Raw genomic sequence first — 26193 nt, forward strand, 5'->3', positions numbered from 1 at the left:
CTCCGCGCGGCCCCGCACGGGCCGCGCACCCCACCGCACCCACCGCACCATCCGCCATCCCTTGAGGAGATGTCACCCGTGACCGGAAACCCGCGTCGCAGAACGGCCGCAGCGGCCGTCACCGCGGCGCTCTTCGCGGCCGTCCTGCCCGCGGCGCAGCCCGCGTCCGCGGCACCGCCGCCGCCGAAACCGCCGTCGGACCGGTCGCTGGCGGCGCAGCCCGCGCGCCACGACCAGTCGCGCGAGCAGTTCTACTTCGTTCTGCCGGACCGGTTCGCCAACGGCAGCCGCGCCAACGACAGGGGCGGGCTGTCCGGCGGCCGCCTCGACACCGGGTTCGACCCGTCCGACAAGGGCTTCTACCAGGGCGGCGACCTCAAGGGCCTGACCCGCAAGCTGGACTACATCAAGGGCCTCGGCACCACCGCCATCTGGCTGGCGCCGATCTTCAAGAACAGGCCGGTGCAGGGCGAGGGCGAGAACGCGTCGGCCGGCTACCACGGGTACTGGATCACCGACTTCACCCGGGTCGACCCGCACTTCGGCACCAACGCCGAGCTCACGAAGCTGATCGACAAGGCCCACGCCAAGGGCATGAAGGTCTACTTCGACGTCATCACCAACCACACCGCCGACACCGTCGACTACGCGGAGAAGGAGTACGGCTACAAGCCCAAGGGCGCCTTCCCGTACCTCGACAAGGACGGCCGCCCGTTCGACGACCGCGACGGCATGCCGCGCACGGGCGTGGACCTGGACGCCTTCCCCTACACGCCGGTGGCCAAGGGGGAGAAGAAGGTCCCGGCCTGGCTCAACGACCCGGCGATGTACCACAACCGGGGCGACTCCACCTTCGCGGGCGAGTCCGGTGAGTACGGCGACTTCTTCGGCCTGGACGACCTGTGGACCGAGCGCCCCGAGGTCGTGCGGGGGATGGAGAAGATCTACCAGCGCTGGGTGAAGGACTTCGGCATCGACGGCTTCCGGGTGGACACCGTCAAACACGTCGACCTGGACTTCTGGACGCAGTGGGCCACCGCCCTCGACGCCTACGCCGCGAAGCGCGGCCGGGACGACTTCTTCATGTTCGGCGAGGTCTACTCCGGCGACCCGGCCGTCACCGCCCCGTACGTCACCCGCGGCCGCCTCGACTCCACCCTCGACTTCCCCTTCCAGGAGGCGGCGCGTTCCTACGCCTCCCAGGGCGCCGAGGCGTCCACGCTGTCGGACGTCCTCGCGCAGGACTACCGCTACACCACCGACGGCGCCAACGCGTACTCCCAGGTCACCTTTCTCGGCAACCACGACATGGGCCGCATCGGGAGCTTCCTGAAGAAGGACAACCCGGAGGCGGACGGCGGGGAACTGCTCCGGCGGGCGAAGCTCGCCAACGAACTGATGTTCCTGACCCGCGGCAACCCGGTCGTCTACTACGGCGACGAGCAGGGCTTCACCGGCGCGGGCGGCGACAAGGACGCCCGGCAGACCCTCTTCGCCTCCAAGACCGCCGACTACCTGGACGACGACCAGCTCGGCACCCGCCGCACCCACGCGGACGACGCCTACGACCCCCGGCACCCGCTCTACCGGCAGATCGCCGGCTTGTCGAAGCTCACCGGGAAGCACCCGGCGCTGCGCGACGGCATCCAGACGGAGCGCCTTGCCGGCACGTCGCTCTACGCCTTCTCGCGGACGGACGTGCGCGAGAAGACCGAGTACGTCGTCGTCTTCAACAACTCCACCAAGGCGAAGACCGCCGAGATTCCCACCGGCTCCGCCCGCATGACATTCCGTACGCTCCACGGCGGCTCCGGCGGCTCCGGCGGCTACGACGACGCGGACCGCGTGGTCAGCGGCGCCGACAAGAAGATCGAGATCACCGTCCCCGCCCTCTCGGCGACCGTCCTCAAGGCCGCGAAGCCGCTCCCCGCGCCCGCCGCCAAGCCCTCGGTGACCCTCACCGCCCCGGAGAAGGGCGCCACCGGCACCGTCGAACTCACCGCCGACGTGGACGGCGGACAGCTTAACCGGGTCGTGTTCGCCGCCCAGACCGGCCGCGGGACGTGGCGGGTGCTCGGCAGCGCCGACCATGCCCCGTACAAGGTCACCCACCACATCGACGACACCGTCCCCGCCGGAACCGCCCTGCGCTACAAGGCCGTCGTGGTGGACAGCAAGGGCCGCACCGCGAGCGCCCTCGCCTCCTCCGCCACCGGGCAGCCCCCGGCGCCCGACAGGCCCACCGCCGTCGAACGGGACTACGCCGTCGTCCACTACCGCCGCCCCGACGGCGACTACGACGGCTGGCAGCTCCGGGCCGGCGAGCGCACCGGAGCCTTCACCGGCCGCGACGCGTACGGCGCCTTCGCCTGGATCACCCTGGGCGAGGACGAGAGTGCCGCCGAACTGAAGTTCACCGTCGAGAAGGACGGCACCGCCGACGGCCCCGAACGCACCATCGACCTGGCGAAGACCGGCGAGGTGTGGATCGAGCAGGGCGACGACGGCCTCACCGGCGAGCGCCCCGACGGCGTCTACCCGCCGCAGGACACGACCAAGGCCGTCATCCACTACCAGCGCCCCGGCGGCGACTACGACGGCTGGGGCCTGCACACCTGGACCGGCGCGGCCGAGCCGACCGAGTGGTCGAAACCGCTGGAGCCGGTCCGGAAGGACGCCTTCGGCGCCACCTTCGAGGTGCCCCTCGCCGAGGGCGCGACCTCCCTGTCGTACATCCTCCACAAGGGCGACGAGAAGGACCTCCCGAGCGACCAGTCCCTCGACCTCGCCGCTCACGGCCACGAGGTCTGGCGGCTCGCCGGCAAGTCCGGTCATCTGCTCCCCGCCACCGGCGGCGCCCCCGACCTCGACCTCAGCAAGGCCGAGGCGCAGTGGATCGACCGCGACACCGTCGTCTGGAAGGTGAAGGCCACCGCCGCCACCAGCCAGCAGCTCGTGTACGCCCCCCGGGGCGGCATCACCGCCGAGGACGGCGCCCTCTCCCACGAGGGGCGGTGGCTGCGGCTCGCCCCCGCCGCGCTGACCGACGCGCAGAAGAAGAAATACCCGCACCTCGCCGGCCACCCGGCCTTCCGCCTGGACGAGCGCGACCGGGACCGGGTCCGCGAGGCCCTGCGCGGCCAGCTGATCGCCACCCAGCGCTCGGCATCCGGCGCGCTGCTCGCCGCCACCGGCGTCCAGATCCCGGGCGTGCTCGACGACCTGTACGGAGCGGAGGCGACCAAGGCGGACCTCGGTCCGGTCTTCTCGGCGGACGGCACCCCGTCCCTCTCCGTCTGGGCCCCCACCGCCCGCGCGGTCTCCCTCGAACTCGACGGCAAGAGGATCGCCATGCGCCGTGACGACGCCAGCGGCGTCTGGAGCGCGGCCGGGAAGAAGAACTGGCGCGGCAAGCCCTACCGCTACGCCGTGACCGTCTGGGCGCCGAGCGTCCGGAAACTCGTCACCAACAAGGTCACCGACCCCTACTCCACCGCCCTCACCGCCGACTCGAAGGAAAGCCTCGTCACCGATCTGGCCGACCCGGCACTGGCCCCCGAGGGCTGGGCCTCGCTGAAGAAGCCGGAGGCGGTGCCGCTGCGCGACGCGCAGATCCAGGAACTGCACGTCCGCGACTTCTCCGCGGCCGACCCGACCAACGAACACCCGGGCGAATACCTGGCCTTCACCGACCGGGGCTCGGACGGCATGAAGCACCTGGAGAAGCTCGCGGACGCCGGCACCTCGTACGTCCACCTGCTGCCGGTCTTCGACATCGGGACCATCCCCGAGAGGAAGTCCGACCGGACCGAGCCGGACTGCGACCTGGCCGCCCTGCCCGCCGACTCCGAGCAGCAGCAGGAGTGCGTCGGGAAGGCCGCCGCCCGGGACGGCTTCAACTGGGGCTACGACCCGCTGCACTACACCGTCCCCGAGGGCGGCTACGCCAGTGACCCGGACGGCCCCCGCCGGACCGTGGAGTTCCGGAAGATGGTGCAGAGCCTCAACGGCAGCGGGCTGCGCACCGTCATGGACGTCGTCTACAACCACACCGTGGCGAGCGGCCAGGACGGCAAGTCCGTCCTCGACCGGATCGTCCCCGGCTACTACCAGCGGCTGCTGGCGGACGGCTCCGTGGCCACCTCCACCTGCTGCGCCAACACCGCTCCCGAGCACGACATGATGGGGAAGCTCGTCGTGGACTCCGTCGTCACCTGGGCGAAGGAGTACAAGGTCGACGGCTTCCGCTTCGACCTCATGGGCCACCACCCCAAGGCCAACATGCTCGCCGTCCGCAAGGCGCTCGACGCCCTGACGGTGGAGAAGGACGGCGTGGACGGCAAGGCAATCATCCTCTACGGGGAGGGCTGGAACTTCGGCGAGATCGCCGACGACGCCCGCTTCGTCCAGGCCACGCAGAAGAACATGGCGGGCACCGGCATCGCCACCTTCAGCGACCGGGCCCGCGACGCGGTGCGCGGCGGCGGCCCGTTCGACGCCGACCCGGGTGTCCAGGGCTTCGGCTCCGGCCTCTTCACCGAGCCCAACGGCTCCGACGCCAACGGCAGCGAGGCGGAGCAGAAGGCACGGCTGCTGCACTACCAGGACCTCATCAAGGTCGGGCTGAGCGGCAACCTCGCCGGCTACTCCTTCACCGGCTCCTCCGGGAAGAAGGTCAAGGGTTCCGAGGTGGACTACAACGGCTCACCGGCCGGCTACGCCGCCGCCCCCGGCGAGGCCCTGGCCTACGCCGACGCCCACGACAACGAAACCCTGTACGACGCCCTGGCGTTCAAACTGCCCGCGGACACCCCGGCGGCCGACCGGGCGAGGATGCAGGTGCTCTCCATGGCCACCGCGGCGCTCTCCCAGGGCCCGGCGCTCTCCCAGGCGGGCAGCGACCTGCTCCGCTCCAAGTCGCTGGACCGCAACTCCTACGACAGCGGCGACTGGTTCAACGTCCTGAACTGGGACTGCGAGAAGGGCAACGGCTTCGGCCGCGGCCTGCCCCCGGCCGCCGACAACAAGGACAAGTGGCCCTTCGCCAAGCCCCTGCTGAGCAAGGAGCGGCTCCGGCCCGGCTGCACGGAGATCGAGGGCGCCTCGGCCGCGTACCGGGACCTCCTCCGCATCCGCACCACCGAGCCGGTGTTCGGCCTGGACACGGCGGAGGCGGTGCAGAAGCGGCTGTCCTTCCCGCTCTCCGGCACGGAGGAAACGCCGGGCGTCATCACCATGGCCCTCGGTGACCTGGTGGTGGTCTTCAACGCCACCCCGCGGGAGCAGAAGCAGAAGGCCGGCTCCGGGCGGGACTACGCCCTCCATCCGGTCCAGGCCGGGGGCTCGGACGGCGTGGTGAAGAAGGCGTCCTACGCGCGCGACTCGGGCACCTTCACGGTCCCGGGCCGCACGGTGGCGGTCTTCCAGCGGCACTGATCCGGCGGCCGGTTCCGCGGGCCGGACCACGCGGTGAACGGACCACCCGGTGAACGGACCATCCGGGCGCGCCCTCTGGGGCGAGCGCCGGGTGGTCCGTTCGCGTGTGTAGGGGAAAGGGGGGAGGGCTGTACGAGGCGTGCGGCCCACGGCGGCGTTTCGGGCGGTGGTTCAGGCGGCGGGCCCGGGGCTGAACTCCGCGAGCCGGGCGACGAAGGCGGCGAAGGCGCCGTCGGCCGTCTGTTCGGAGATGATGGCGCGCACCACGGCGGCGGTCTCCTCGTCGTACGCGGCGGTGACGGCCGCCAGCGCCAGGAAGTCGTGCGCGAGCTGCAACTCCATCTCCTCGCGCGGCACATCGCAGCCGTCGAGCCAGGTCAGCGCCGTGGTCTCGGCGAGCCCGATCCAGGAGCGGACGACGAGGCCGAGACGCGGGCCGGGCTCGTCGGTCCCCAGGTGGAGGAGGATCTGCCGGTACGCGGCCTCGCGGACGTCGTCGATCAGCGCGTTGGCGCGCTCGGGGCCCACGGCGCTGCCGCCGCGCAGCAGGGCGGCGAAGCCGGGGCCGTGGTCGTCGACGAAGTCGAAGTAGCGGTTCACGACCCGCAACATCCGTGCCCCGAGCGGGCCTTCACGGGGCTCGGTGAAACGGTTCGCCAGTTCTTCCGCGGCCCGGCTGACCGCCGCCTCGTACAGGCTGTGCTTGCCCGGGAAGTAGTGGTAGACGAGCGGCCGCGAGATCCCGGCGGCCGTCGCGATGTCGTCGATGGACACCTCGTCGGGGGAGCGGCGGCTGAACTGCTCCAGCGCCACGGCGATCAGTTGTTCCCGCCGCTCTTCGACACCCATCCGGCGGCGTACCACGGTCGTCATGATGGCTACCTTAACGACCGGTTATCTGGGTGTTGTGTCCCCGGCGCCAGGTGTGACGGGCGGCACGGGGGCGTGCCGGGGCGGGGGTGAGGGCCGGTTCCGGTGTTACCCGCGGGACGGGTGTGGCTGGAGGGGCGTGAGTTGGGGTGTTTCCCCGCCGAGGCGGGCGGGGCGGGGGCGGGAGGGGTTAATACCCTAGGGGGTATACCATGGCGGCATGAGGGGACATCCGCGCGGCACCGCAGGACCGGGGCGAGGGCTCCGGTGGCTCCCGGCCGGATCGCCGACCGCCCCGGCCGCCCCGGCCATTCCGCACGGCCCCCCGGCCGGGGGCGGCCACTGCCGGGACACCCGGCCCGTGATGCCGCCGGGACCGGCCGCGGAGGACCGGGCGCGGGAGGACGTCCGCGCCCGGCTCGCCCGGCGCTTCCCGGACACCCCCTCCGAGGTGCTGGACGCGGTCCTGGCGGAGGAGTCCGCCGCCTTCGCCTCGGCGCCGCTCCGGCACTACGTGCCGGTCCTGGTGTTCAAACGCGTGTGCCGCCGGCTGGCCGGGGACGGCCCGGCCGGGGCGGAAGCCGGAGGGGAGCCGTCATGAAGCCCGTACCGAAGTGCGTGCTCGACCGGTCGCGGCCGTGCAACTCCTGCATCGCCGCCGATCCCCGCAGCTGCCCGTACCCCTATCTGCTCGGGGAGAGCGACCTCGGGGAGACGGAGACGGAGACCGAGGGCGAGACGGCGGCTCCGGAGCACGGCGCCGCGGCGCCCGCCCGGTAGCCGGAAGACGTGCGAAGGGGTTCCCCGCCCTTCCCGTGCCGGGCGGGGAACCCCTTCGCGCGGCCGGCCGCCGTGGCCGCCGGGCCGCTCCGGTCAGCTCACCTGCCAGCCGCTGAACTCCACCAGGCCGCGCCGGCCGTCACCTCCGTTGGCCGCGCTCATGAACATCCCCGCGTCCTGCGGCCCCGCGGCCGCGCCCGGCACCCGGACGGCCGCCACGGTGCGCCAGGTCGCGCCGTCGTCCGCCGAGCACTCCCCGGTGTACGCGTCCTCGCCGGTGCGGGTCAGGCGCAGCACGACCGGGGCGGTGAGACCCGTGACGCGGCGGTAGCTGTCGAGGGTGCCGTCGCCCGTGGCGTCGTAGGAGAGGACGACGCCGTTGGCCGGGGTGACGGAGAGATTGAGGAAGCCGGGGGAACCCGCCGCCTCCAGGGAGTTGCGGACGACGAGGCCCGCGCGGGCCCACGGTCCGGTGACGGCCTGGCTGTCGGCGCGGACGGTCACCGCGGTGCCCGCGGCCAGGACGCCCGGGCGGTAGAGCGCGCCGAACTCGGCCGTGGCCTTCCACAGATCGGCACCGCCGCCCTCGATGGCCCAGCGGTCGCCGAGCTGCCCGAAGAGCGCCGCGTTCCCGTTCGCCGTGCGCCAGCCGGGCCCGGGCGGGCTCGCGACGTACAGGACGCCGGGGTGGGCGGTGCGCACCGGGGCCTCGCCGCGCGGCCCGTAGCGCACCGCGATCTCGTACGGCAGCGGGTCCAGGGGGCGCGCCGGCGGGCCCGCGGGGGCGGCCACCCGCCAGCGCGCCCGGCCCTCGCCGCCGGCCGGGACCGGCGGCAGGGTGACGGTCTCCCCGGGTTCGCCGGGTTCGCCGGTGAGGCCGGTGAGGGTGAACTCGACGGAGCCGGTGGGGGCCAGGCCGTTGGTGTTGCGGAACGCCGCGGTGAGGTCGGTGCCGCCGCCGGGCGGGATCGCCGCCGGGTCCGCCGAGACCGTGACGATCCCCTGGTACGGGGCCCGGGCCAGCTCGTCGTGGACGCGCCGCGCGGTGCGGAAGGCGTCGGTGACGGGCCGTTCCGGGTACCTCTGCCGCTCGCGGGTCCAGGGCTCCTCGACGGCGTACCAGTCGAAGGCGCGGGGCTCGCGGTCCTCGGCGAGGGCGTTCTCCAGCTCCTCCAGGTAGCTCCGCCACTGGGGGAGGTGGAAGTCGCCGATGAGGCCGTTCCAGTCGCGGTTGGCGTAGTTGGCGAGGCGCCCGCCGTCGGCGGTGGGGCGGTCGGCCCAGGTGGTGATGAGCGTGCGGGCCGTCTGTTCCAGCCGGTCGGACTCGGCCTCGTCCGACCCCGTGCGGCGGGCGTCGGCGAGCCAGGGGCCCAGCAGGAAGCGGTGGTGGGCGCCCGTCATGGCGTCGCTGAGCCGCATCAGCCGCAGCCACAGCGCGGACAGGGCCCGGAAGGTCTCCGGGTCCCCCCGCTCGTAGGCGGTGCGGAGCTGCGGCAGGAGCTGCCAGGAACGGTTCGCCAGGGCCTGCCGGCCGAGGTCCGTGAGATCGTGCCGGTAGGCGTCGGAGCCGCGCAGCGCGGCCCGGACGCCGAGCAGGGCGGCGAAGGCCGTGTCGAAGGCGGCCGGATCGAAGGCCGGCATGTGGGTGGCGTAGTGGGTGCCGGAGCGTGCGGTGAGGCTGGGGCGGGCGGCGAAGATGCTGTCGTGCGGGCGCCCGTCGCGGCTGCCGATCTCGTAGGCGGTCTCCCGCAGCGCGGCGAGGGCGGCCCGGGCCTCGCGGTCGCGGCCTCCGTAGCGGATGTCGGCGTACTCGGCGAACCAGGCGGCGCGGTCCACCCGCTCCTCGCGCCAGGCGAGTTCGCTGAAGAGTTCGAAGGCGGCCGGGTCGCGCTCGGCGGCCTCCGCCATATAGGCCGTGCCGGTGAGCTTGCTGCCCGGCTTGTCGCGCCAGACCGTGAACCGCTCGGTCCACCGGTGGGTCTTGGCCCCGAGGGTGGTGCGGCCGCCGAAGTTGGGGATGGTGCCGAAGGCGTACGGGGTGCCGCCCCAGTCGGCCTCGCGGTCGGTCACCCGTTCCAGGTCGGAGAGCCCGTCGACGACGAGCATCCGGTCCTTGTCGAGGGCGTCCAGCAGTTCCCGGCGCGGGTTCTCCTGCCAGCCGAGGATGACCCAGACGGAGCCGGGGCGGGCGGTGCGCAGCGCGGTCTCGACGGCGCGCGCCGCTTCGGGGACGGGCACGTCCCCCGGGTCGCCGCCCTCGTGCAGCAGGTCCATCTTGAAGTGGTCCGCCGCGCCGAAGAGTTCCTCCTGATGGCGGTAGAAGGACGCGGCCACGGCGCGGAAGGCGGCGGTGCGCGGGTCGAGCCAGTCGGGGCGCTCCAGGCCGGCCCAGGTGCCCTGCGGGATGGTGCGCGCCCCGTCGTTGCGCCCGGCGAAGCCGCCGGGGACGGTGCCGAAGTAGCCGGGGAGCACCGGGGACATGCCCAGTTCGCGCATCCGGTCGCAGACGCGGCGGCCCAGGGCGGTGCGGCGCGCGAGCAGTTCCGGGCTGACGGGACCGCCGTAGCCGCTCATGTTCTGCAGCAGCCACCACGGCTGGTGGGAGGGGGCCGGGATCCAGGCGCGGGCCTCCTCGTCGGTGTAGCCGAAGTCCAGGAGCAGCCGGTGGTAGACGGCTTCCTGGCCGGGGGTGACGAGCACCTGGTTGCAGCCGTGCAGCGCCAGGATGTCGATCAGGCGTTCCCAGCGCGGCCAGTCGGCGTACGGGGCGGTGTAGCCGTCGTGCGTGTCGTTGAGGGCGAACCGGTTCGGCACGGTCGCGGACCGGACCAGCGGACGGTCCGGGGCGGGCAGCCGGCGGGGCAGTTCCGTCTGGCTTCCGGACCAGCTGAGATGGGCGCGGCAGACGTACTTCAGATACCAGTTGACCCCCGTGAGCAGCACCGCCGGGCTGGTGCCCGCCACCTCGACGCGCCCCGCGGCCCCGGTGACGCGGAAGCGCTCCCGGCCGCCGGACAGCGGCCGGAGCCGGAACTGGCCGGCGTGGCCGGGCAGCAGGCGCTCCAGCGCCGCACGGGCGGGGGCGGGGTCGAAGGGCGGGCCGGCCGCGGGGGCCTCGGCGCGGGCGGCCGGTGCGTGGTCGCCGAGGGCCGTGATGCCCAGGGCACCGGCGGCTCCCAGCAGAACCCGTCTGGTCAGTTCGGACACGTGCGCTCCCCACTCTGCGTAGCACAGCGGTAACAGGTGTGCGTGAGGTGTGCACGCTAACGAGCCGGCCGGGGCCCGGCAATGAGACGCGCGACGCGGTGAGCCGTACCCCGGGACACACCGAGAAGTCACGATGCGGCCCCCGCGGGGCCGCGCCCATCCGGAGGACCGATGTCATCGAAGCGTTCGGCGGTGCGCACCGCCGCCGTCACCCCTGTGCTGGCCTGCGCCCTGCTGCTGACCGCCGGCTGCGGCGGCGGGGACGGCGGGGCGGACGACGGGGCCGGAGTTCCCGAGACGGCCACCGGCACCGTGGAGCAGCTCGCCGGGAAGGCGGGCTGCGGGAAACCGAATCTGCAGATCGACGCCGAGGAGCTGCGGCAGGGACGGTGCGGCACAGGCGACGGCCGCTATGTGCTGGCCACCTTCGCGACCCACCAGGGGCAGCAGGACTGGCTCTCCGAGGCCGAGGGCTACGGGGGCACCTATCTGGTCGGCCCGAAGTGGGTCGCCGTGGGCTCCCCGAAGGTGGTGGAGAGCCTCCGCGGCAAGCTCGGCGGCGACATCGAGACGGGCGCCTCGCACGGCCCCGCGCACGGCGGCGGCTCGGGCGGCGCGTCCGAGGAGTCCCCGGAGGGGTCCCACGGGGACGCGCACCAGGGGGGCCACCGGGACTCGCACGGCTGACCGTACGGCCGGCCCGTCCGTACGAGCCCGGGGCCCGGCGGCACGGCCGCGCGCGGAAACAACGGCGGGGGTGCCGGTGAGGATCACCGGCACCCCCGCCCCGTGACGGCCACAGGGGAGGCCGCCAGGGGAGTGGATGACGAAGGACCGGGTCATCGGGGGGACCGAATCAGCGGTCCGGCAGCGCCGGGAGAGGCACCGTCAGGTGCACTCCTGGCCGCTGTTGATGCACTCCACCGCCTCCGCCATCAGGTTCTCGGAGAACACGTTGATGAAGTCACCGTGGTCCGTGACGGGCTTGTGCAGCTGCTCCGGGAAGGAGTCCACGGCGAAGTTGGTGCCCTCCGGCACGTCGTAGACGATCCGCTGCACGAGCTTCGGGATGGCCACGAAGCCCTCGTCGCAGGAGCCGTCCTCATTGGCGAAGTCGACGTGCGTGCGGTGGTTGGCACTGTCGGCGTTCTGGCCGTCCCAGCAGCTCTGGAACTCGAACGTGCGCACCACCTGGCTGCCCTCGGGGCACAGCGGGTACTTGTCCGCGATCTGCCGGTCCTCGAAGCCGGTGCAGCTCCAGGAGGAGTTGGCGTTGTCCGTGCCGTTGGTGAAGGCCTTGGCGTCACCGGTGATGATGCGCAGGAAGCGCGGCATCTCCACGACCTCGCCGACCGGGCTGCCCTGGAACTCCATCGTCACCTCGGCCGGGGTGATGATCTTGCCGACGTTGCCGTCGAGGCCGCCGCCCGGGGTGTTGACGTCCGCCTCGTCACCGCCGGTCAGGTCGCGCAGGACCGGCCAGTAGTACGTGGACTGGTCCTCCTGGTTGGCGCAGGTGGTCTCGCCCTGGGCCAGGTCCTCGTCGACGGCGAAGGCGTCGTTGGCCTGGTTGCCGACGTAGTCGTGCATGTGGTGCGCGGCGTTGACCACACCGGGCGCCACGATGATGTTGTCCGAGTTGAACTTGCCGTTCTCGTTGACGCCGCAGTCGCTCTTGAACACGCCGGTGGACGCGTTCTCCTGGGCCTCGGGCTCCTGGACGTTCGGCTGGACGTCGTTGATGTCCACGAAGTCCTCGGGGGAGGGACCGATCTGCGGCGGCGGGGCCTCGCCCTCGCCCTGGCCGCCGTCGCCCTGGCCGCCGTTCTGGCCGTCCTGCTGCCCGCCGTCCTGGCCGCCGTCCTGTTCGCCGCCGCCTTGCTGGCCGCCGTCCTGCTGGCCGTCGCCGGGACGGACCGTGCCGCCGTCCTTCATGCCGCAGCGGGCGAGCTTCTCCAGGCCGGCCTGGGTCACACCGGCCCGCTCCAGGGCGATTCTGATGCGGTCGAGACTGGCACGGCGCTTGCTGGCCAGCGGGTCGAGCACGGAGTTCTTGGTCCACGACGCGTCGAGAGCGGCCGCGCGCCGGTTCTCCACGAGGCGCTTGTAGGCCGCGCCGATCTGGGCGTCGAGCCGCCCCAGTTCACGGCTGACTTCCTTCCGCGACTGCCTGGGGACCTTTTCCAGACGGTCCACCACATCCGGACAGGCGATGGTGGACGCCTGTTGTGCTACCGCTCCTTTCCGGCTGTCGCCATCGTTCGAGGTGCCGGCGGAGGCGTAGAAGTTCACTGCAGCGAGCCCGCCGCCTCCCAACAGGAGAGCTGCCGCCGCACCAGCCGTCCTGTTCAGCAAAGGGGAACGCTTGTGTGTCTTGGGCTTCATGGCCAGCGGTACGGAGCCCGTCGCCCGGGTGTTCAAACCCGCGCCGGACGATTACTCCCGCGCGCCCCGGTCCAGATAGGCCAGAACCGCGAGAACCCGCCGGTTGTCGTCGTCCGACGGGGCCAGACCGAGCTTCGTGAAAATATTCGATGTGTGCTTCGCCACGGCCCGCTCGGTGACGAAGAGTTCCCCCGCGATGGCCGTGTTCGAACGGCCCTGGGCCATCAGCTCCATCACCTCGCGCTCGCGCGGGGTGAGCTTCTCCATCGGCCGGTCCCGGGACCGGCGGCTGAGGAGCTGGGAGATGACCTGCGGGTCCATCGCGGTGCCGCCCGCGGCCACCCGCCGCACCGCATCCGTGAACTGGTCGGCGTCGAACACCCGGTCCTTCAGCAGATAGCCGACCCCGCCCATGCCGTCCGCCAGCAACTCCCGTGCGTAGAGCTGCTCCACATGCTGAGAGAGCACCAGCACGGGCAGCCCGGGCGTCTCCCGGCGCGCGGCGAGCGCGCACTGCAGGCCCTCGTCCGTGAACGACGGCGGCAGCCGGACGTCGACCACCGCCACGTCCGGCTTCAGCTCCGCGAGCGCCCGGCTCAGCTCCGGGCCGCTCTCCACGGCCGCCGCGATCTCGAAGCCGAACGCCTCCAGCATCCGGACCAGGCCGTCCCTCAGGAGGAAGAGGTCTTCTGCGAGGACAACACGCACGGCAGCTCCATCGTCACCAGGGTCGGACCGCCGGCCGGGCTGCTGACGGCGAGTATGCCGTCGAATGTACCGAGCCGGCGTTCGATCCCGGCCAGGCCCGAACCGGCCGACGGGTCCGCCCCGCCGCGGCCGTTGTCCGTGACGGTCATCCGGAGTGTCCCCGAGGCCGCGTCATGGTGCACATCCAGCCACACCCGCTCGGCCCCGGAGTGCTTCACCGCGTTCGTCAGCACCTCGCTCACCGCGAAGTACGCCGCCGACTCCACCGGCGCCGCGAACCGCCCCGGCAGGTCCACCTCCACCTCCACCGGCAGCGGCATCCGCAGGGCCAGGGCCCGCACGGCGTCCCCGAGACCGCGCTCCGCCAGCACCGGCGGATGGATGCCCCGCACCAGGTCGCGCAGCTCCGTCAGCGCCTCGGCCGAGTCCTGCCGGGCCGCGGCGAGCAGCTTCCTCGCCTGCTCCGGGTCCTTCTCGAGCAGGGCCTCCACGGTGCCGAGGCTCATGCCCATCGCCACCAGCCGGGCCTGCGCACCGTCGTGCAGGTCCCGTTCGATGCGGCGGAGTTCGGCGGCCGAGGTGTCCACCGCGTCGTGCCGCGTCTCGGACAGCCGCTCCACCCGCCGCGCCAGGGCCTCCTTGGACGGTGCGAGGACCGCCCCCGTCAGCCGGAAGTGGGCCTGCAGCAGTGCCGGGTTGACGCGGAGGGCACCCGCCAGGACCAGCAGCCCGAGCGCGCCCGCCGCGAGAGCGCTCACCTGGCCCCGAACCGGGATGAACGCGAACCAGTAGCCGTCCCCGAGCACCCGCCACAGCCCGGCCGCGATCGCGACCCCCTCGGCGGCGAAGGCGAGCAGCACGGCCGGCAGCGCCGCCGTGAAGAAGCCCGCCGTCATGTCGACCGGCAGCCACAGCAGATCCCGCCACGTCGCCGGGTCCCGCAGCAGACGCGCGCACCGCTCCGCCTGGCCGGCCAGGCCCGGCCGCAGGTCCGCCGGGAGCGGACGGTACGCGGACGGAGTCCGCACGCCGGCCCAGTCGTACCCCAGCCTCCGCCGCCACTCCGCGAACGACCGTACGGCCCCCAGCACCACCGGTGTCGTCAGCACGCCCACGCCGAGGCTGATGAAGCCGATCGACAGCACCGACAGCACGAGCAGCGCGATCGAACCGGCCAGCGACACCACGGCGACGTACAGCCCCCGCCCGGCCGCCCTCAGCGCATCCCTGAACTTCCCCATCTTCGGCCCCCGGCCCCTTGCTCCGCGCCCGGCTCTCGGGCACGGCCCCAGTCTCGCCGGATCGGGAGCCGGCGGTCACGGGGCCGCGCCCCCCGGGCGGGGTGCACCTGGCACCACTCCCGCGCGGTGTGCCCGGGCCTCCGGCCCCCGGCCCGGTCCGGTGCTCGGCCACGGCGTGGGACGGCCCGGCCCGGTGGGGCCGCGCCTGCGGGCGGCTACCGCCGGGGCGGCGTCCGGGGCCGGCCCGCGGCGCGGGGCCGCCGAGCGCGGCTGTCCGCCGCTCCCGTCCCCGTACTGCGGGGGAGCGGGTGACGCCCGGCCTACTCACCAGCGCGCCGGGCACGGGGCCGGGGGAGCGGTCCGGCCACCGGCCCCGGCTGCCGCCCGGTCCTCCGTACGGGAATCCGCTGGCCGGGTGAGTCGATCGGCGGTCCTGTCCGTATCCAGCAGCGGAACGACAAGGACTCCGGGGCAGGTACGGGTGAACTCAGCGGGCGCACAAGGGCGTTGGCCGATCGTCGCCGCTGCCGCCGCCCGGTGCGGCGTGGGAGCATGCACCCCACCATGACGGCAGACGGATCGCTGACGCGCCTCTTGCGGGCCGCGCTCTTCGCGGCCGTCTCCGTCGTGCTCGCGGCCACCGGGCACGCGGTGATGTCCGGTCACGACATCCCGCTCCCGGCCCTGCTGGCCGCCTTCGGCATCACCGGCACCGTTGCCTGGCTGGCCGGAGGGCGGCGCCGCGGCGTCCTCTCCATCGCCGGCACGCTCCTCGCGGTCCAGACCGCCCTGCACCTGCTCTTCACCGACGGCCCCGGCACCGCCGCGGCCCGTCCCCGGGCGCCCGGCGGGCCCCTGCCCGAGGCGGGGCCGGCCGGTGCCGGTACCGGCCCGGGGCACGGCGTCGGCGCCGCGCCGGATCCCGCCGGTCTCGCCGTCCCGGGCGAGCACTCCGCGCACGCCACACTCGCCATGCTCGCCGTCCACCTCCTCGCCGCGCTCTGCTGCGCCGTCTGGCTCTGGCGGGGCGAGGCCGCCTTCTTCCGGCTGCTGCGCTGCCTGGGTTCCCTGGCGCTGACGCCGCTGCGGACGCTGCTCCGGGCCGCCCGGTACGGGACCCCGGCCGCGCCGCGCCCCGTGCGGCCGCCGCTGCCGTACGGGGAGGCGGCCCTCCGGCTTCGGGGCTCCCTGCTGGCCCACGTCCTCTCCCGGCGGGGGCCGCCGCCGTGGGCCCGGCCCCACCCCACCCCGTACGCCCTCGGGCCCGCGCCCGGTACGACGCCGGCCTGACGGGCGCCCGCCGCGCGGTGCCGCACGGGCGGCCCCACGGGCCGCCGCTCCCGCCGTGACCCGACGGCCTGGGCGGTCGCGCCAGCTGTGCGGCCGCGACGCGTTGCCGTCGCGCGGTGGTGAGCGTGTGGGGCCGGGGTGTGAACCGTACGCGGAGCCGCCGTCCGGGCGGCCCGCGGCCATTCCGGGCGGTCCCGGACGGCCGGGCGGTGGAAGCCCCCCGGCCGGGCGACGGGCCGGCCGCGCCCACCGGCATCCCCACGCCGGGCCGCGGCCGGGACTCCACCGCGCCCCTCCGGGCCCGGCTCCACCCGCCCCCGCCCCCGTGCCGCGCCCGCGCCTCCGCGCGCCCCGCGGCCGACCACGAAGTGAGGCCAACCCCCATGTCCATCGACGATCCCGCCAAGCCGGACACCGACCGTCCCACTCCACCGGGCACCGCTTCCGGCTCCGGCACCACGGCCGTGGCGTCCGCGTCCACCGGCACCGCGTCCACCGGCAGCGCGTCCACCGGCACCGCGTCCACCGGCACCGCGTCCCATGACGGTGCCTCCCCGGCCGCGGATCCGGCGACCGCTGACACGGCGGCGGCGGACCCGGCGGCCGCCGGCGAGGCGGTCACCGTCTCACCGGTCACCACCGCGAAGGCCGCCACCCCCGCCCCCGTCCCCGGTCCGGCCCCCGCCGGCGCACCCGGAGGACTCCGCGGGGGCGGCACGGAGGACGAGCCGCCCGCACCGGCCCCGCAGGCCGGCACCGCCACCCCGCCCCGCGTCCCCGCGCCGTCCAAGGGCAGCCTGCGCCCGCTCGTGCTGCGGATGCACTTCTACGCGGGCATCCTCGTCGCCCCGTTCCTCCTGATCGCCGCCGTCACCGGGATGCTGTACGCGGCCTCGTACCCGCTGGAGAAGGTGATCTACGCCGACGAGCTGACGGTCCCCGTGCCCGAGGGCAAAGCCGCTCTGCCGCTGTCCCAGCAGGTCGGGGCAGCCGTCGAGGCGCACCCCGGCGGCACGCTCTCGAAGGTGTGGCCGTCCCCCGAAGCGGGGGCCACAACCCGGGTCCTGTTCGAGGATCCGGGTCTCGGGGAGAGCAAGTCGACGGCCGTGTTCGTCGACCCGTACACCGCCGAGGTGCGCGGAGAGCTCCTCAGCTACGGCAGTTCCGGCGCGCTCCCCGTGCGCGCCTGGATATCGGAGCTCCACCGCCATCTGCACCTGGGCGAACCGGGGCGCCTCTACAGCGAACTGGCCGCCAGCTGGCTGTGGGTCGTCGCGCTCGGCGGGCTGCTGCTGTGGCTGCGGCGCCGCCGTGCCACCCGCGGTGCCCGCGGTCTGCTGCTGCCGGAGCGGGGCCTGACGGGCCGCCGGCGCACGATGTCCCGGCACGGCGCGATCGGTGTCTGGTCACTGCTGGGCCTGCTGTTCCTCTCGGCGACCGGGCTGACCTGGTCGACGTACGCGGGCGAGAACGTCGCCCTGCTGCGCGAGCAGCTGCGCGGCACCACCCCGGCGGTCACCGCCACCGTGGACCCGGCGGCCGGCACCGGGGCGGGCGGCCACGAGGGCCACGGCTCCGCCCACGGCGACGGCGGCCACCAGCCGGGCGAGGGAGGCGACATCGGCCTGGACCGGCTCATGGACACCGCCCGCGAGCAGGGCGTCTCGGAGTCCGTGGTGATCACCCTGCCGGCCGGCGAGAAGGCCGCCTATGTCGTCGCGGAGAACGACAAGCAGTGGCCGGTGCACTTCGACTCGGTGTCCGTGCACCCGATGACCGGCGAAGTCGTGGACACCCTGGCCTTCGCCGACTACCCGGTGCTCGCCCAGCTCACCCGGGTCGGCATCGACGCCCACATGGGGCTCTTCCTCGGGCTGCCCAACCAGCTGCTGCTGATCGCCCTGATGGCCGGACTGATCGTGCTGATCGTGTACGGCTACCGGATGTGGTGGCAGCGCCGCCCCACGCGCGGGACCCGCTTCGGCGTCGGGCGGCCGATGCCGCGCGGCGCCTGGCGCAAGGCACCGCCGGGAGCGCCGGCGGGGCTGCTGGCGGCGGCGGTGCTGCTCGGCTGGTTCGTACCGCTGTTCGGGCTGGGGCTGGTCCTGTTCCTGACCGTGGACCTGCTCCGCGGAGCGGTGGCCCGGCGCCGGGCGGACGTCTCCTGACGCGCACGGCCCGCTGACGGGCTGACGCGCAAGGCCCCGCTCCGTACCGTCTCCTCCGCCCGGTGGCCCGTACGGAACGGGGCCGCGCGGCGGGCGCCGGTACGGGCGGTCCGCCGCCCCGGACAGCGCGACGGGCGCCCGCCGGTGCCGCGGGCGCCCGTCGCCTCACCGCGGGGAGGCGCGGAGGGATCAGACCTGGCCGGCCTTCTCCAGGGCGGTGCAGCAGGTGTCGACCATCAGCCGCGTCACCACGTACGGGTCGACGTTGGCGTTCGGACGGCGGTCCTCGATGTAGCCCTTGCGGTCCACCTCGACCTGCCAGGGGATGCGGACCGACGCGCCGCGGTCGGAGACGCCGTAGCTGTACTCGTTCCAGGGCGCCGTCTCGTGGAGACCGGTGAGCCGGGCCTCGATGCCGACGCCGTAGTGCTTGACGTGCACGGCCGGCTTGTCGCCGTCGCCCAGCGCCTCGCAGGCCGTGATGATCGGCTCGTAGCCCTCGCGCATCGCCTTGGTCGAGAAGTTGGTGTGCGCGCCCGCGCCGTTCCAGTCGCCCTTCGCCGGCTTGGCGTCCAGCGTGGCGGAGATCCCGAACTCCTCGGCCGTGCGGTAGAGCAGCCAGCGGGCCACCCACATGTGGTCGGAGACCTCCAGCGGCGACAGCGGGCCCACCTGGAACTCCCACTGGCCGGGCATGACCTCGGCGTTGATGCCGGAGATGCCGAGGCCCGCCGTCAGGCAGTTGTCCAGGTGCTTCTCGACGATCTCACGGCCGAAGATCTCGTCGGCGCCGACGCCGCAGTAGTAGCCGCCCTGCGGGGCCGGGTAGCCGTTCTCGGGGAAGCCCAGGGGCCGGCTGCCCTGGAAGAAGGTGTACTCCTGCTCGATCCCGAAGACCGGCTGCTGGGCGGCGAACTTCTCCGCCACCGGACGCAGCAGCGCGCGGGTGTTCGAAGCGTGCGGGGTCAGGTCCGTGTGCAGCACCTCGCACAGGACGAGGATGTCACCGCCGCCGCGGATCGGGTCCGGGCAGGAGAAGACGGGCTGCAGGACGAGGTCCGAGGAGTGGCCCTCGGCCTGGTTGGTGCTGGACCCGTCGAAGCCCCAGACGGGCGGCTCGGCGCCGTCGGCCAGGATCTTCGTCTTCGAACGGAGCTTTGCGGTGGGCTCGGTCCCGTCGATCCAGATGTACTCGGCCTTGAAGGTCACGTGGTCCCCCTCGTGCGGGTGCGGACGGCAGCGGGTGCGGGTCCCGGAAGCGCCTCTTCCGCGCGGCTCTGCACGGTGGTGCCCAACCCCCCGGTCCCCTCGGCGGCAGCATGGCAACGGGCCGTTTCCCGGCAGTTGCTCCGGTGTAAACCGGCTGTGTCCGCGGGGCCCCGTATGTGTCGTACGGGCTACGGGGCGCTGCCCGCGCGGCGGGGGCGGCGGGGAGCCGGCGGGGCCGTGGCGGCGACGGGCACCACGGACACCGCCACGGGCAGCACGGGCAGCACGGGCACCCACGGTCTCGACGGGCGTCGCGGCCACCACGGCGCTACGGCATCGGACGGACGGCCGGTGATCCGCCCGGAAAGTCTCCCGGCCCCGGGTGACGATGAGGCCGTACCGCCGCTGTCCCCACCGGCCCCGCACGGCCGTCTCCGCGGGGGACATCCGGGAGTCCGCGCCATGTGGGCATCCGTGGACTCCCGGACCGGGGAATACAGGGCAGCCGAGGGGGACGCCCGAGGGAAGCCGAGGAGAGCCGACCGCCATGAACGACCTGACCTTCACCGCCCCCCTGTGGGTGTGGGCCGTGCTGACCGCCGCCATCGGTGTGATGCTCGCCGTCGACCTGCTCGCCCACCGTGACAGCCACGTCATCGGCTTCCGCGAGGCCTCCCTCTGGAGCGCCGGATGGATCGCCGCGGGTCTCGCCTTCGGCCTGATCGTGTGGGCCTGGCAGGGCGGGGAGGCGGCGAGCACCTACTACGCCGGCTATCTGATCGAGAAGGCCCTGTCGATCGACAACATCTTCGTCTTCGCGCTGGTGTTCTCGTTCTTCGGGGTCCCGGACGCCTACCAGCACAAGGTCCTGTTCTGGGGAGTGATCGGCGCGCTCGGCGCCCGCCTGGTGTTCATCTTCATCGGCGCCGAACTGCTGGAGATCTTCTTCTGGACCGCCTATCTGTTCGGCGCGTTCCTGATCTGGACCGGCTACAAGATGGCCGTCTCGCACAACACAGAAGTGCACCCGGACCGCAATCCGGTCGTGCGGCTCGTCCGGCGGATCGTGCCGACCGATCCCACGTTCCACGGCGACCGGTTCATCGTCCGCGTGAACGGCCACCGCACGGCGACCCTGCTGTTCGTCGCCCTCGTCGCGATCGAGGCCACCGACCTGGTCTTCGCCATCGACTCGGTGGCCGCCGTCCTGGCGATCACCACCAACACCTTCCTGGTGTGGACCGCCAACGCCTTCGCCATCCTCGGCCTCCGCAGCCTGTACTTCCTCCTCGCCGGCCTGCTGCGCCGCTTCCGCTATCTGCACTACGGGCTGGCCGTGCTGCTCGCCTTCGCCGGCGTCAAGCTGATCCTGTCCGAGACCCCGGTCGGCAAGCTGCCCATCCCCGTCACCCTCGGGTTCATCGTCGCGACGATCGCCGTCTCCATCATCTGGTCCCTGGCGGCCACCAGGAGCGAGCAGAAGCGGGACGGGGACAGCGGGAAGGGAGCGGCGGGCGGCACCGGGTGAGCGGGCGAACGGCCCCCTCCGCCGGCCCCCTCCGCCGGCGCCCGCCCGCCCGTCCTCAGATCCGCTCGGTGCGGACCAGGGCGTCGATGGCGGTGCGCGGCCCCTCGTCCGTCTCCACCGGCCGGCCGACCGGCTCGGCGCGCAGGATGCGGGCGTGGGGCCGCCACACATCGGCCACCCGGGCGGCGGTGTAGAGGACGTCGGGGGACTGCGGGCCGCCGTAACCGTGTTCGAGGTTGTCGGAGTCGTGACCCACCAGCAGCAGGGTCCCGCCGGGCCGTACGGCGGTGGCGGCCAGCCGCAGCGCCTCGGCCATCCGGGGCCACGGAAGCTGCAGATAGACGACGAGCGCGAGGTCGTACGCCGCCGCTTCGACCGCCCCCGCCGGCTCGGTCAGATCCGCCTGGACGGTCCGGATCGTCACCCCGCGCTCCGAGGCCAGCCGCTCCGCCTTGGCGAGGGCGACGGGGGAGAAGTCCACGGCGTCCACATCCCAGCCCCGTTCCGCCAGCCAGACGGCGTTGCGGCCCTCACCGGCGGCGAGATCCACTGCCCGCCCGGCGGGCAGCCCGGCCAGCTCCTCCGCGACGAACCGGTTGGGCCCGGCCGACCACACCAGCTCCGTGCCGCGATACCGCTCGTCCCACGCCTCGGCGTCCACACCGGCTCCTCACTGCTCGCTGCTCGCTGCTCGCATGTCCTGCGACGACGGGCTTCATGATTCCAGGGCGGCCGCCCGGCCGCCGCGCAGCCGGTGCCGAGTCCCCCGGGTGCGGCGAAGCGCCTCCGACTGTGGCAGGAGCAGGGACCGCAACGATCCTCGTTCGTGCCGGTCGGAGGCGCTTCTCGGGTGCCCGGCCATCCGCCGGACAGCCCGCTTTCGCGAAGGGGCGGGCTAGCTCCGCGCTGCGGCGGGCTGCCGCTCGAGCGCCGGGGCGGGCGTGCCGTCGGCGCCGATGCTGCCCGGCACGGACAGGAGTGCCTCGTACCAGGCGGTGGCCATCTTGCTGTAACCGGTGGCGTTGGGGTGCACTCCGTCGGCCAGGTCGGCCGTCGTCAGCTTGCTGTACATCTCGACCAGGTGGACCCGCTTGCCGGCGTCGGCCCTGCTCTGCACGATCCCGGGGATCGCCGCATTGAACGTCCGCACGGTCGCGTCACCCCAGGCCAGCGGCACGATCGTCGCCACGAAGAGGTGTGCGTCCGGAGCCTGGGCGGTGATGCGGTCGATCAGCGTGGCGAGCCGTGCGGGGGCGCCGCCCGGGTCGCCGCCGTACATGTCGTTGGTGCCGATGTGCAGCAGGATCGTGTCGGGGGTGTAGGTCCTCAGCCAGCTCTCGATGTTGCTGTCGATCTGGGCGATGGTCCAGCCGGAGTGGCCTTCGTGGTCGCGGTCGCCGAGATTGCCCGGTCCGTTGGCCTGCGAACCGACGAAGTCGATCTCGTGGCCGCCCGCGACCAGCTTCTGCCAGAGGTCGACGCGATATCCGCCGGGCACGTTGAAGCCGTCGGTGATCGAGTCGCCGAGCGGCATGACGCGGACGGGCGCGGCATCGGAGTCGGCGGGGGCGGCGGAGGCGGCTGAGGCGGCGGAGGCGGTGGAGGCCATGCCGAGGAGCAGCGCCACGAGGGCGACCAGGCCGGAGAGCAGGTGCCGTGTTCTGGTCATGGGGGGTGTCCCTTCGTTCCTTCAGGTCCCTCACGGCACACCGCGGCACGCGGAGTTGAGCTCCGCCGCAGAGGGCTGCCGGCGGAGCGGTGGACCGGTGCGGGCGGGCCGGTCGGCGACTCGGGGGTGGGGTGTGGGAGCGCTCCCAATGTACGGGCGGGCCGAGAGGCGCGGCAATACGGCCGGAAGGGCGCAGAACATTCCGCCTGAGGAGGCATCCCGCCGGGCAGTGGACCCGAGCTGTTTCCCGACGGTTGTCCGCCGTCGTCTTGCGCGGACGCGGGGCCGCGACCGGACCCCTGTGCCGGTCGCGGCCCCGCCGGCCGGAGGCGGTGCGGTCAGCAGCCGCCGCCCGTCGTGGCGCCCGCCGTGGCGCCGGCCGGCGCCGGGGCGCAGCAGCCGCCGCCGCTGTCGCCCTGTGCGGTGGCGGCCGCGTCGTCGAACAGGCCGGCGCCTCCGCACACGCCCGTCTCGGGGAGCGTGAGTTCGACCCGGTCGGCGGACTCGGTGTCGCCCGCGAGCGCGGCGGTGACGGAGCGGACCTGCTCATAGCCGGTCATCGCCAGGAAGGTGGGGGCGCGGCCGTAGGACTTCATGCCGACCAGGTAGACGCCCTGCTCGGGGTGGGACAGTTCCCGGTGGCCGTGCGGGTAGACGGTGCCGCAGGAGTGCTGGTTGGGGTCGATCAGCGGGGCGAGGGCGACCGGGGCCTGGAGGCGTTCGTCCAGGCCGAGGCGGAGCTCGGACAGGAAGGAGAGGTCGGGGCGGAGGCCGGTGAGGACGACGACCTCGTCGACCGGGTCGAGGCGCCGGCCGTCTTCGCCGGTGAGCACCAGCCGTCCGCCGGCGTCCCGTTCGACGGCCGCGGTGCGGAATCCGGTGACCGCGTCGGCGTGGCCGTTGTCGACGGCGGCCTTGGCCGCGAGGCCCAGGGCGCCGCGGGCGGGGAGCTCGTCGGCCTCGCCGCCGCCGAACGTGGAGCCGCTGATGCCGCGCCGCAGCACCCATACCGCGTGCGTGCCCGGCTCGTCCCGGGCGACTTCGGCGAGGCCGGCGAGCGCGGTGAAGGCGGAGGCGCCGGAGCCGATGACGGCGGTGCGCTTGCCGGCGTAACGGGCTCGGACGGCCGGGTCGTTGAGGTCGGGTACGCGGTAGGTGACGCGGTCGGCGGCCGCCTTCTCGCCGAGGGCGGGCAGGCCGGCGGCCCCGGCCGGGCCGGGCGTGGTCCAGGTGCCGGAGGCGTCGATGACGGCCCGGGCGGTGACGCGCTCCTCGCGGCCTCCGTCGGTGGTGAGGTGCAGGACGAAGGGCTGGGCCTCGCGGTCGGCGTCGACGATGCGGTCGCGGCCGGCGCGGGAGACGCCCGTAACGCGCGCTCCGTAGCGGACGCGGTCGCCCAGGGCGTCGGCCAGCGGCTGGAGGTAGAGCTCGGCCCAGTCGCCGCCGGTGGGGTAGGCCGCGGGGTCCGGCGCGGTCCAGCCGGTGGGGGCGAGCAGCTTCTCGGCGGCCGGGTCGACGACCTCGCCCCAGGTGGAGAACAGGCGCACATGGCTCCACTCCCGCACGGCGGAGGCGGCGGCCGGCCCGGCCTCCAGGACCAGGGGTTCGATGCCGCGCCCGACGAGGTGGGCCGCCGCGGCCAGGCCCACGGGGCCTGCTCCGATGACGGCGACGGGAAGCTGCTGCTCGCTCATGGTGATGGGTCTCCTCGCGTGGTGGGGCGCGTCGGTGGGCCGTGCGGCGGGCCGGTCCGGACGGTGTGGTGCGGGTTCCCCCGGCGAAGGGCCGGTGAAGGGCTGTTGTGCGGACGGGCGGGGTCGCCACGGGTCTCTGATTCGACGCTTGTCGATGTCTGGTGCATCCGGAGCTTGCCACGTCGCATCGATGAGTGTCAACATAGACGCATGTCGAAGTTCGAGAGGGCCGAGCTGCCCGTCCTGGACGCCGGGGACGTGGTGCCGTGCTGCCCGCCGATCACCGCCGGGGAGTTGTCGCAGGCCGACGCGGAGAAGACGGCCGCGATGTTCAAGGCGCTGTCCGACCCGGTGCGGCTGCGGCTGTTCTCCAGGATCGCCTCACACGCGGGCGGCGAGGCGTGCGTCTGCGACATCTCCGACGTGGGCGTCTCCCAGCCGACCGTCTCCCACCACCTGAGGAAGCTGCGCGAAGCCGGCCTGCTCACCTCGGAACGGCGCGGGACCTGGGTCTACTACCGGGTCGCCCCCTCCGTGGTCGCCGCGATGGCCGCCATGCTCGCCCCGCGCACCTGAACCGTCGCGCGCCGCGTCACCGCCTGCGGGTGCGCCTCGGCGTGACCACGGCTCACGGGGAGGACGGGGTGGTGTTCCGTCCGTCCGGGCCACCGGGGCGGGGCCCGGCGGGCCCGGTGGGAGAGCGGGGCGGGGGAGCCGCGTAGCAGCGCACGGTGACCGTCGTGTCCGGGGACCACCGCTGCCGGACCGCGGCCAGGAAGTGCCATCCCAGCCGCTCGTACAGGGCGACAGCCCGGGTGTCCGAGGCCAGCACGTCGAGGACCGGGTGCAGGCCGCGCTCCCCGGCCTCCTCCACGGCCCGGCCGAGCAGCAGGGCGCCCACCCCGTGACCGCGTGCCGCCGGAGCGGCGAAGAGACGGCCGACGACCGCCGTCGCCGCGGCGTTCCCTCCCGTTCGTTCGCTCCACACCGCCGGTGCCGCATCGTCCGTCCCGCTGCGGGAGAGGCCGATGTGCCCGGCGACGTGCCCGTTCAGTTCCGCCACCCAGGCCGTGAGAAGCGCGGGCGGCGCCAGCCAGCCGGCGGGGTCGTCGGGCCAGTTGGCGGGATAGCCGTCGTGCGCGTGCACGTCGGCCAGAAGCCGGGCGCACGGGCCGAGGTCGGCGCCGGCCCGTGCGCGGATACGGGGGACGAGGGGTGCGCCGGGCGCTGGGCAGGTGCCGGGGCGCATCGGAGGCATCAGAGGCATCGGAGCATCGAACCACGGCCGCGCCCGGCCGCACCGGAACTCCCGGCCGCCCCCTCCGGCGTGCGCGTGTACCGGGACGCCGTGGGGCACTGGTACGCCTCGTTCGCCGTCGCCTGCGGAAGCGCGGCTTGCGGAGGGAGCCCGAGCCAGGACTCCCTCCGCTCGAAGAGGGGAGGGAGTCACACCCCCGTGACGCCGTCGACGCGTTCGCGGATCAGGTCGGCGTGGCCGTTGTGGCGGGCGTACTCCTCGATCATGTGGACGTAGATCCAGCGCAGGTTCACCGGGCCCTCCACGCCCGGGTTGGGCGGAAGCAGACCGGTGTCCTCCAGGCCGTGGGCCGCGCAGATCTTCCGGCTGCTGTCGATCTCCGCGCGCCAGCGGGCGAAGACCTCGTCCCGGCCGAGCCCGTCGCCCAGGTCGAAGCCGCCGTCCGTATCGCTGAGGTCGGCGGCGCGGCCGAAGACGGGCGGGGCGTCCTCGCCGAGCAGGATGCGCCGGAACCAGTTCCGCTCCACCTCGGCCAGGTGCCGCACCAGGCCGAGCAGCGTCATGTTCGACGGAGGGACGGCCGCCTCGCGCAACTGCTCCTCCGTCAGGTCGCGGCACTTGACGGCGAGCGTCTCGCGCTGGAACTCCAGCCAGGCCTCCAGCCCGGTGCGTTCGTCGGCGGTCAGCGGCGGTATGGGACGGTCGAAGGTCGTCATACCGAGCATCCTGCCAACGCGCACCGGGCCGGAG

Annotated in this window: 19 protein-coding genes; 8 read left to right on the plus strand and 11 right to left on the minus strand. The window is 73.7% G+C overall.

The window, feature by feature from the left end; translation table 11 throughout:
* Positions 1-78: 78 nt before the first annotated feature.
* A complete protein-coding gene (gene pulA, locus LIX60_RS23985) occupies positions 79-5436 on the plus strand; it encodes a pullulanase-type alpha-1,6-glucosidase (protein ID WP_374117902.1) in 5358 nt (1785 codons plus the stop codon).
* Positions 5437-5607: 171 nt separating this feature from the next.
* On the opposite strand, the gene LIX60_RS23990 is transcribed toward pulA, so the two are convergent.
* A complete protein-coding gene (locus tag LIX60_RS23990) occupies positions 5608-6309 on the minus strand; it encodes a TetR/AcrR family transcriptional regulator (protein WP_227960471.1) in 702 nt (233 codons plus the stop codon).
* 217 nt (positions 6310-6526) lie between these two features.
* Here LIX60_RS23990 and LIX60_RS23995 point away from each other — a divergent pair, with 217 nt between their 5' ends.
* Both LIX60_RS23995 and LIX60_RS24000 read left to right on the plus strand, forming a co-directional pair.
* A complete protein-coding gene (locus LIX60_RS23995; RefSeq protein WP_227960474.1) occupies positions 6527-6907 on the plus strand; it encodes a three-helix bundle dimerization domain-containing protein in 381 nt (126 codons plus the stop codon).
* Positions 6904-7086 (plus strand): hypothetical protein, encoded by a 183-nt coding sequence (locus LIX60_RS24000; protein WP_227960476.1) that lies wholly within the window; start codon positions 6904-6906, stop codon positions 7084-7086. Before LIX60_RS23995 ends, LIX60_RS24000 begins: the two co-directional genes overlap by 4 nt.
* A gap of 93 nt (positions 7087-7179) precedes the next feature.
* On the opposite strand, the gene LIX60_RS24005 is transcribed toward LIX60_RS24000, so the two are convergent.
* Complete coding sequence (locus tag LIX60_RS24005) at positions 7180-10293, minus strand: alpha-N-acetylglucosaminidase (RefSeq protein ID WP_227960478.1); 3114 nt, start codon at positions 10291-10293, stop codon at positions 7180-7182.
* Positions 10294-10464: 171 nt separating this feature from the next.
* Here LIX60_RS24005 and LIX60_RS24010 point away from each other — a divergent pair, with 171 nt between their 5' ends.
* Positions 10465-10980, plus strand: coding sequence for a hypothetical protein (locus tag LIX60_RS24010; RefSeq protein ID WP_227960480.1), 516 nt, complete (start codon positions 10465-10467; stop codon positions 10978-10980).
* Positions 10981-11181: 201 nt separating this feature from the next.
* Here the strand turns inward: LIX60_RS24010 and LIX60_RS24015 are convergent, their stop codons facing one another.
* Genes LIX60_RS24015 through LIX60_RS24025 form a run of 3 tightly spaced genes read right to left on the minus strand, consistent with a single transcriptional unit; the run spans position 11182 to position 14627 of the window.
* Positions 11182-12678, minus strand: a complete 1497-nt coding sequence (locus tag LIX60_RS24015) for a DUF1996 domain-containing protein (protein ID WP_227960483.1) — start codon at positions 12676-12678, stop codon at positions 11182-11184.
* Positions 12679-12729: 51 nt separating this feature from the next.
* Entirely contained in the window at positions 12730-13386 is a 657-nt protein-coding gene (locus tag LIX60_RS24020; protein WP_039821629.1) for a response regulator transcription factor, read from the minus strand.
* A complete protein-coding gene (locus LIX60_RS24025; RefSeq protein WP_227960484.1) occupies positions 13350-14627 on the minus strand; it encodes a histidine kinase in 1278 nt (425 codons plus the stop codon). Before LIX60_RS24025 ends, LIX60_RS24020 begins: the two co-directional genes overlap by 37 nt.
* 564 nt (positions 14628-15191) lie before the next feature.
* Between LIX60_RS24025 and LIX60_RS24030 the strand changes: the two genes are divergently transcribed.
* Together LIX60_RS24030 and LIX60_RS24035 are read left to right on the plus strand one after the other, a co-directional pair.
* Entirely contained in the window at positions 15192-15917 is a 726-nt protein-coding gene (locus LIX60_RS24030) for a hypothetical protein (protein ID WP_227960486.1), read from the plus strand.
* Positions 15918-16300: 383 nt separating this feature from the next.
* The gene (locus LIX60_RS24035) at positions 16301-18085 is read left to right on the plus strand and encodes a PepSY domain-containing protein (protein ID WP_227960488.1); all 1785 of its coding nucleotides are present in this window, start codon (positions 16301-16303) and stop codon (positions 18083-18085) included.
* Between the two features lie 189 nt (positions 18086-18274).
* Here the strand turns inward: LIX60_RS24035 and glnII are convergent, their stop codons facing one another.
* A complete protein-coding gene (glnII, locus tag LIX60_RS24040; protein ID WP_019709377.1) occupies positions 18275-19294 on the minus strand; it encodes a glutamine synthetase in 1020 nt (339 codons plus the stop codon).
* 547 nt (positions 19295-19841) lie between these two features.
* Between glnII and LIX60_RS24045 the strand changes: the two genes are divergently transcribed.
* A complete protein-coding gene (locus tag LIX60_RS24045; RefSeq protein ID WP_227960490.1) occupies positions 19842-20822 on the plus strand; it encodes a TerC family protein in 981 nt (326 codons plus the stop codon).
* Between the two features lie 55 nt (positions 20823-20877).
* On the opposite strand, the gene LIX60_RS24050 is transcribed toward LIX60_RS24045, so the two are convergent.
* From LIX60_RS24050 to LIX60_RS24060, 3 genes are all read right to left on the minus strand, one after another.
* Positions 20878-21483: a bifunctional 2-polyprenyl-6-hydroxyphenol methylase/3-demethylubiquinol 3-O-methyltransferase UbiG gene (locus LIX60_RS24050; protein WP_227960491.1), complete on the minus strand. Its 606-nt coding sequence runs from the start codon at positions 21481-21483 to the stop codon at positions 20878-20880.
* 234 nt (positions 21484-21717) lie between these two features.
* Positions 21718-22491, minus strand: coding sequence for an SGNH/GDSL hydrolase family protein (locus LIX60_RS24055; RefSeq protein ID WP_227960493.1), 774 nt, complete (start codon positions 22489-22491; stop codon positions 21718-21720).
* Between the two features lie 338 nt (positions 22492-22829).
* Positions 22830-24185 (minus strand): NAD(P)-binding domain-containing protein, encoded by a 1356-nt coding sequence (locus LIX60_RS24060; protein ID WP_227960495.1) that lies wholly within the window; start codon positions 24183-24185, stop codon positions 22830-22832.
* A 210-nt stretch (positions 24186-24395) separates the two neighbouring features.
* Here LIX60_RS24060 and LIX60_RS24065 point away from each other — a divergent pair, with 210 nt between their 5' ends.
* Complete coding sequence (locus LIX60_RS24065; protein ID WP_125624044.1) at positions 24396-24761, plus strand: helix-turn-helix transcriptional regulator; 366 nt, start codon at positions 24396-24398, stop codon at positions 24759-24761.
* Positions 24762-24813: 52 nt separating this feature from the next.
* Here LIX60_RS24065 and LIX60_RS24070 read toward each other — a convergent pair whose 3' ends face one another.
* Positions 24814-25452 (minus strand): GNAT family N-acetyltransferase, encoded by a 639-nt coding sequence (locus LIX60_RS24070; RefSeq protein WP_374117903.1) that lies wholly within the window; start codon positions 25450-25452, stop codon positions 24814-24816.
* 179 nt (positions 25453-25631) lie between these two features.
* Positions 25632-26159 (minus strand): DinB family protein, encoded by a 528-nt coding sequence (locus tag LIX60_RS24075; RefSeq protein ID WP_227960497.1) that lies wholly within the window; start codon positions 26157-26159, stop codon positions 25632-25634.
* Between the last annotated feature and the right edge of the window lie 34 nt (positions 26160-26193).

It is taken from the genome of Streptomyces sp. S07_1.15 (genome assembly GCF_020739505.1).
In the GTDB taxonomy this organism is placed as follows: domain Bacteria; phylum Actinomycetota; class Actinomycetes; order Streptomycetales; family Streptomycetaceae; genus Streptomyces; species Streptomyces xinghaiensis.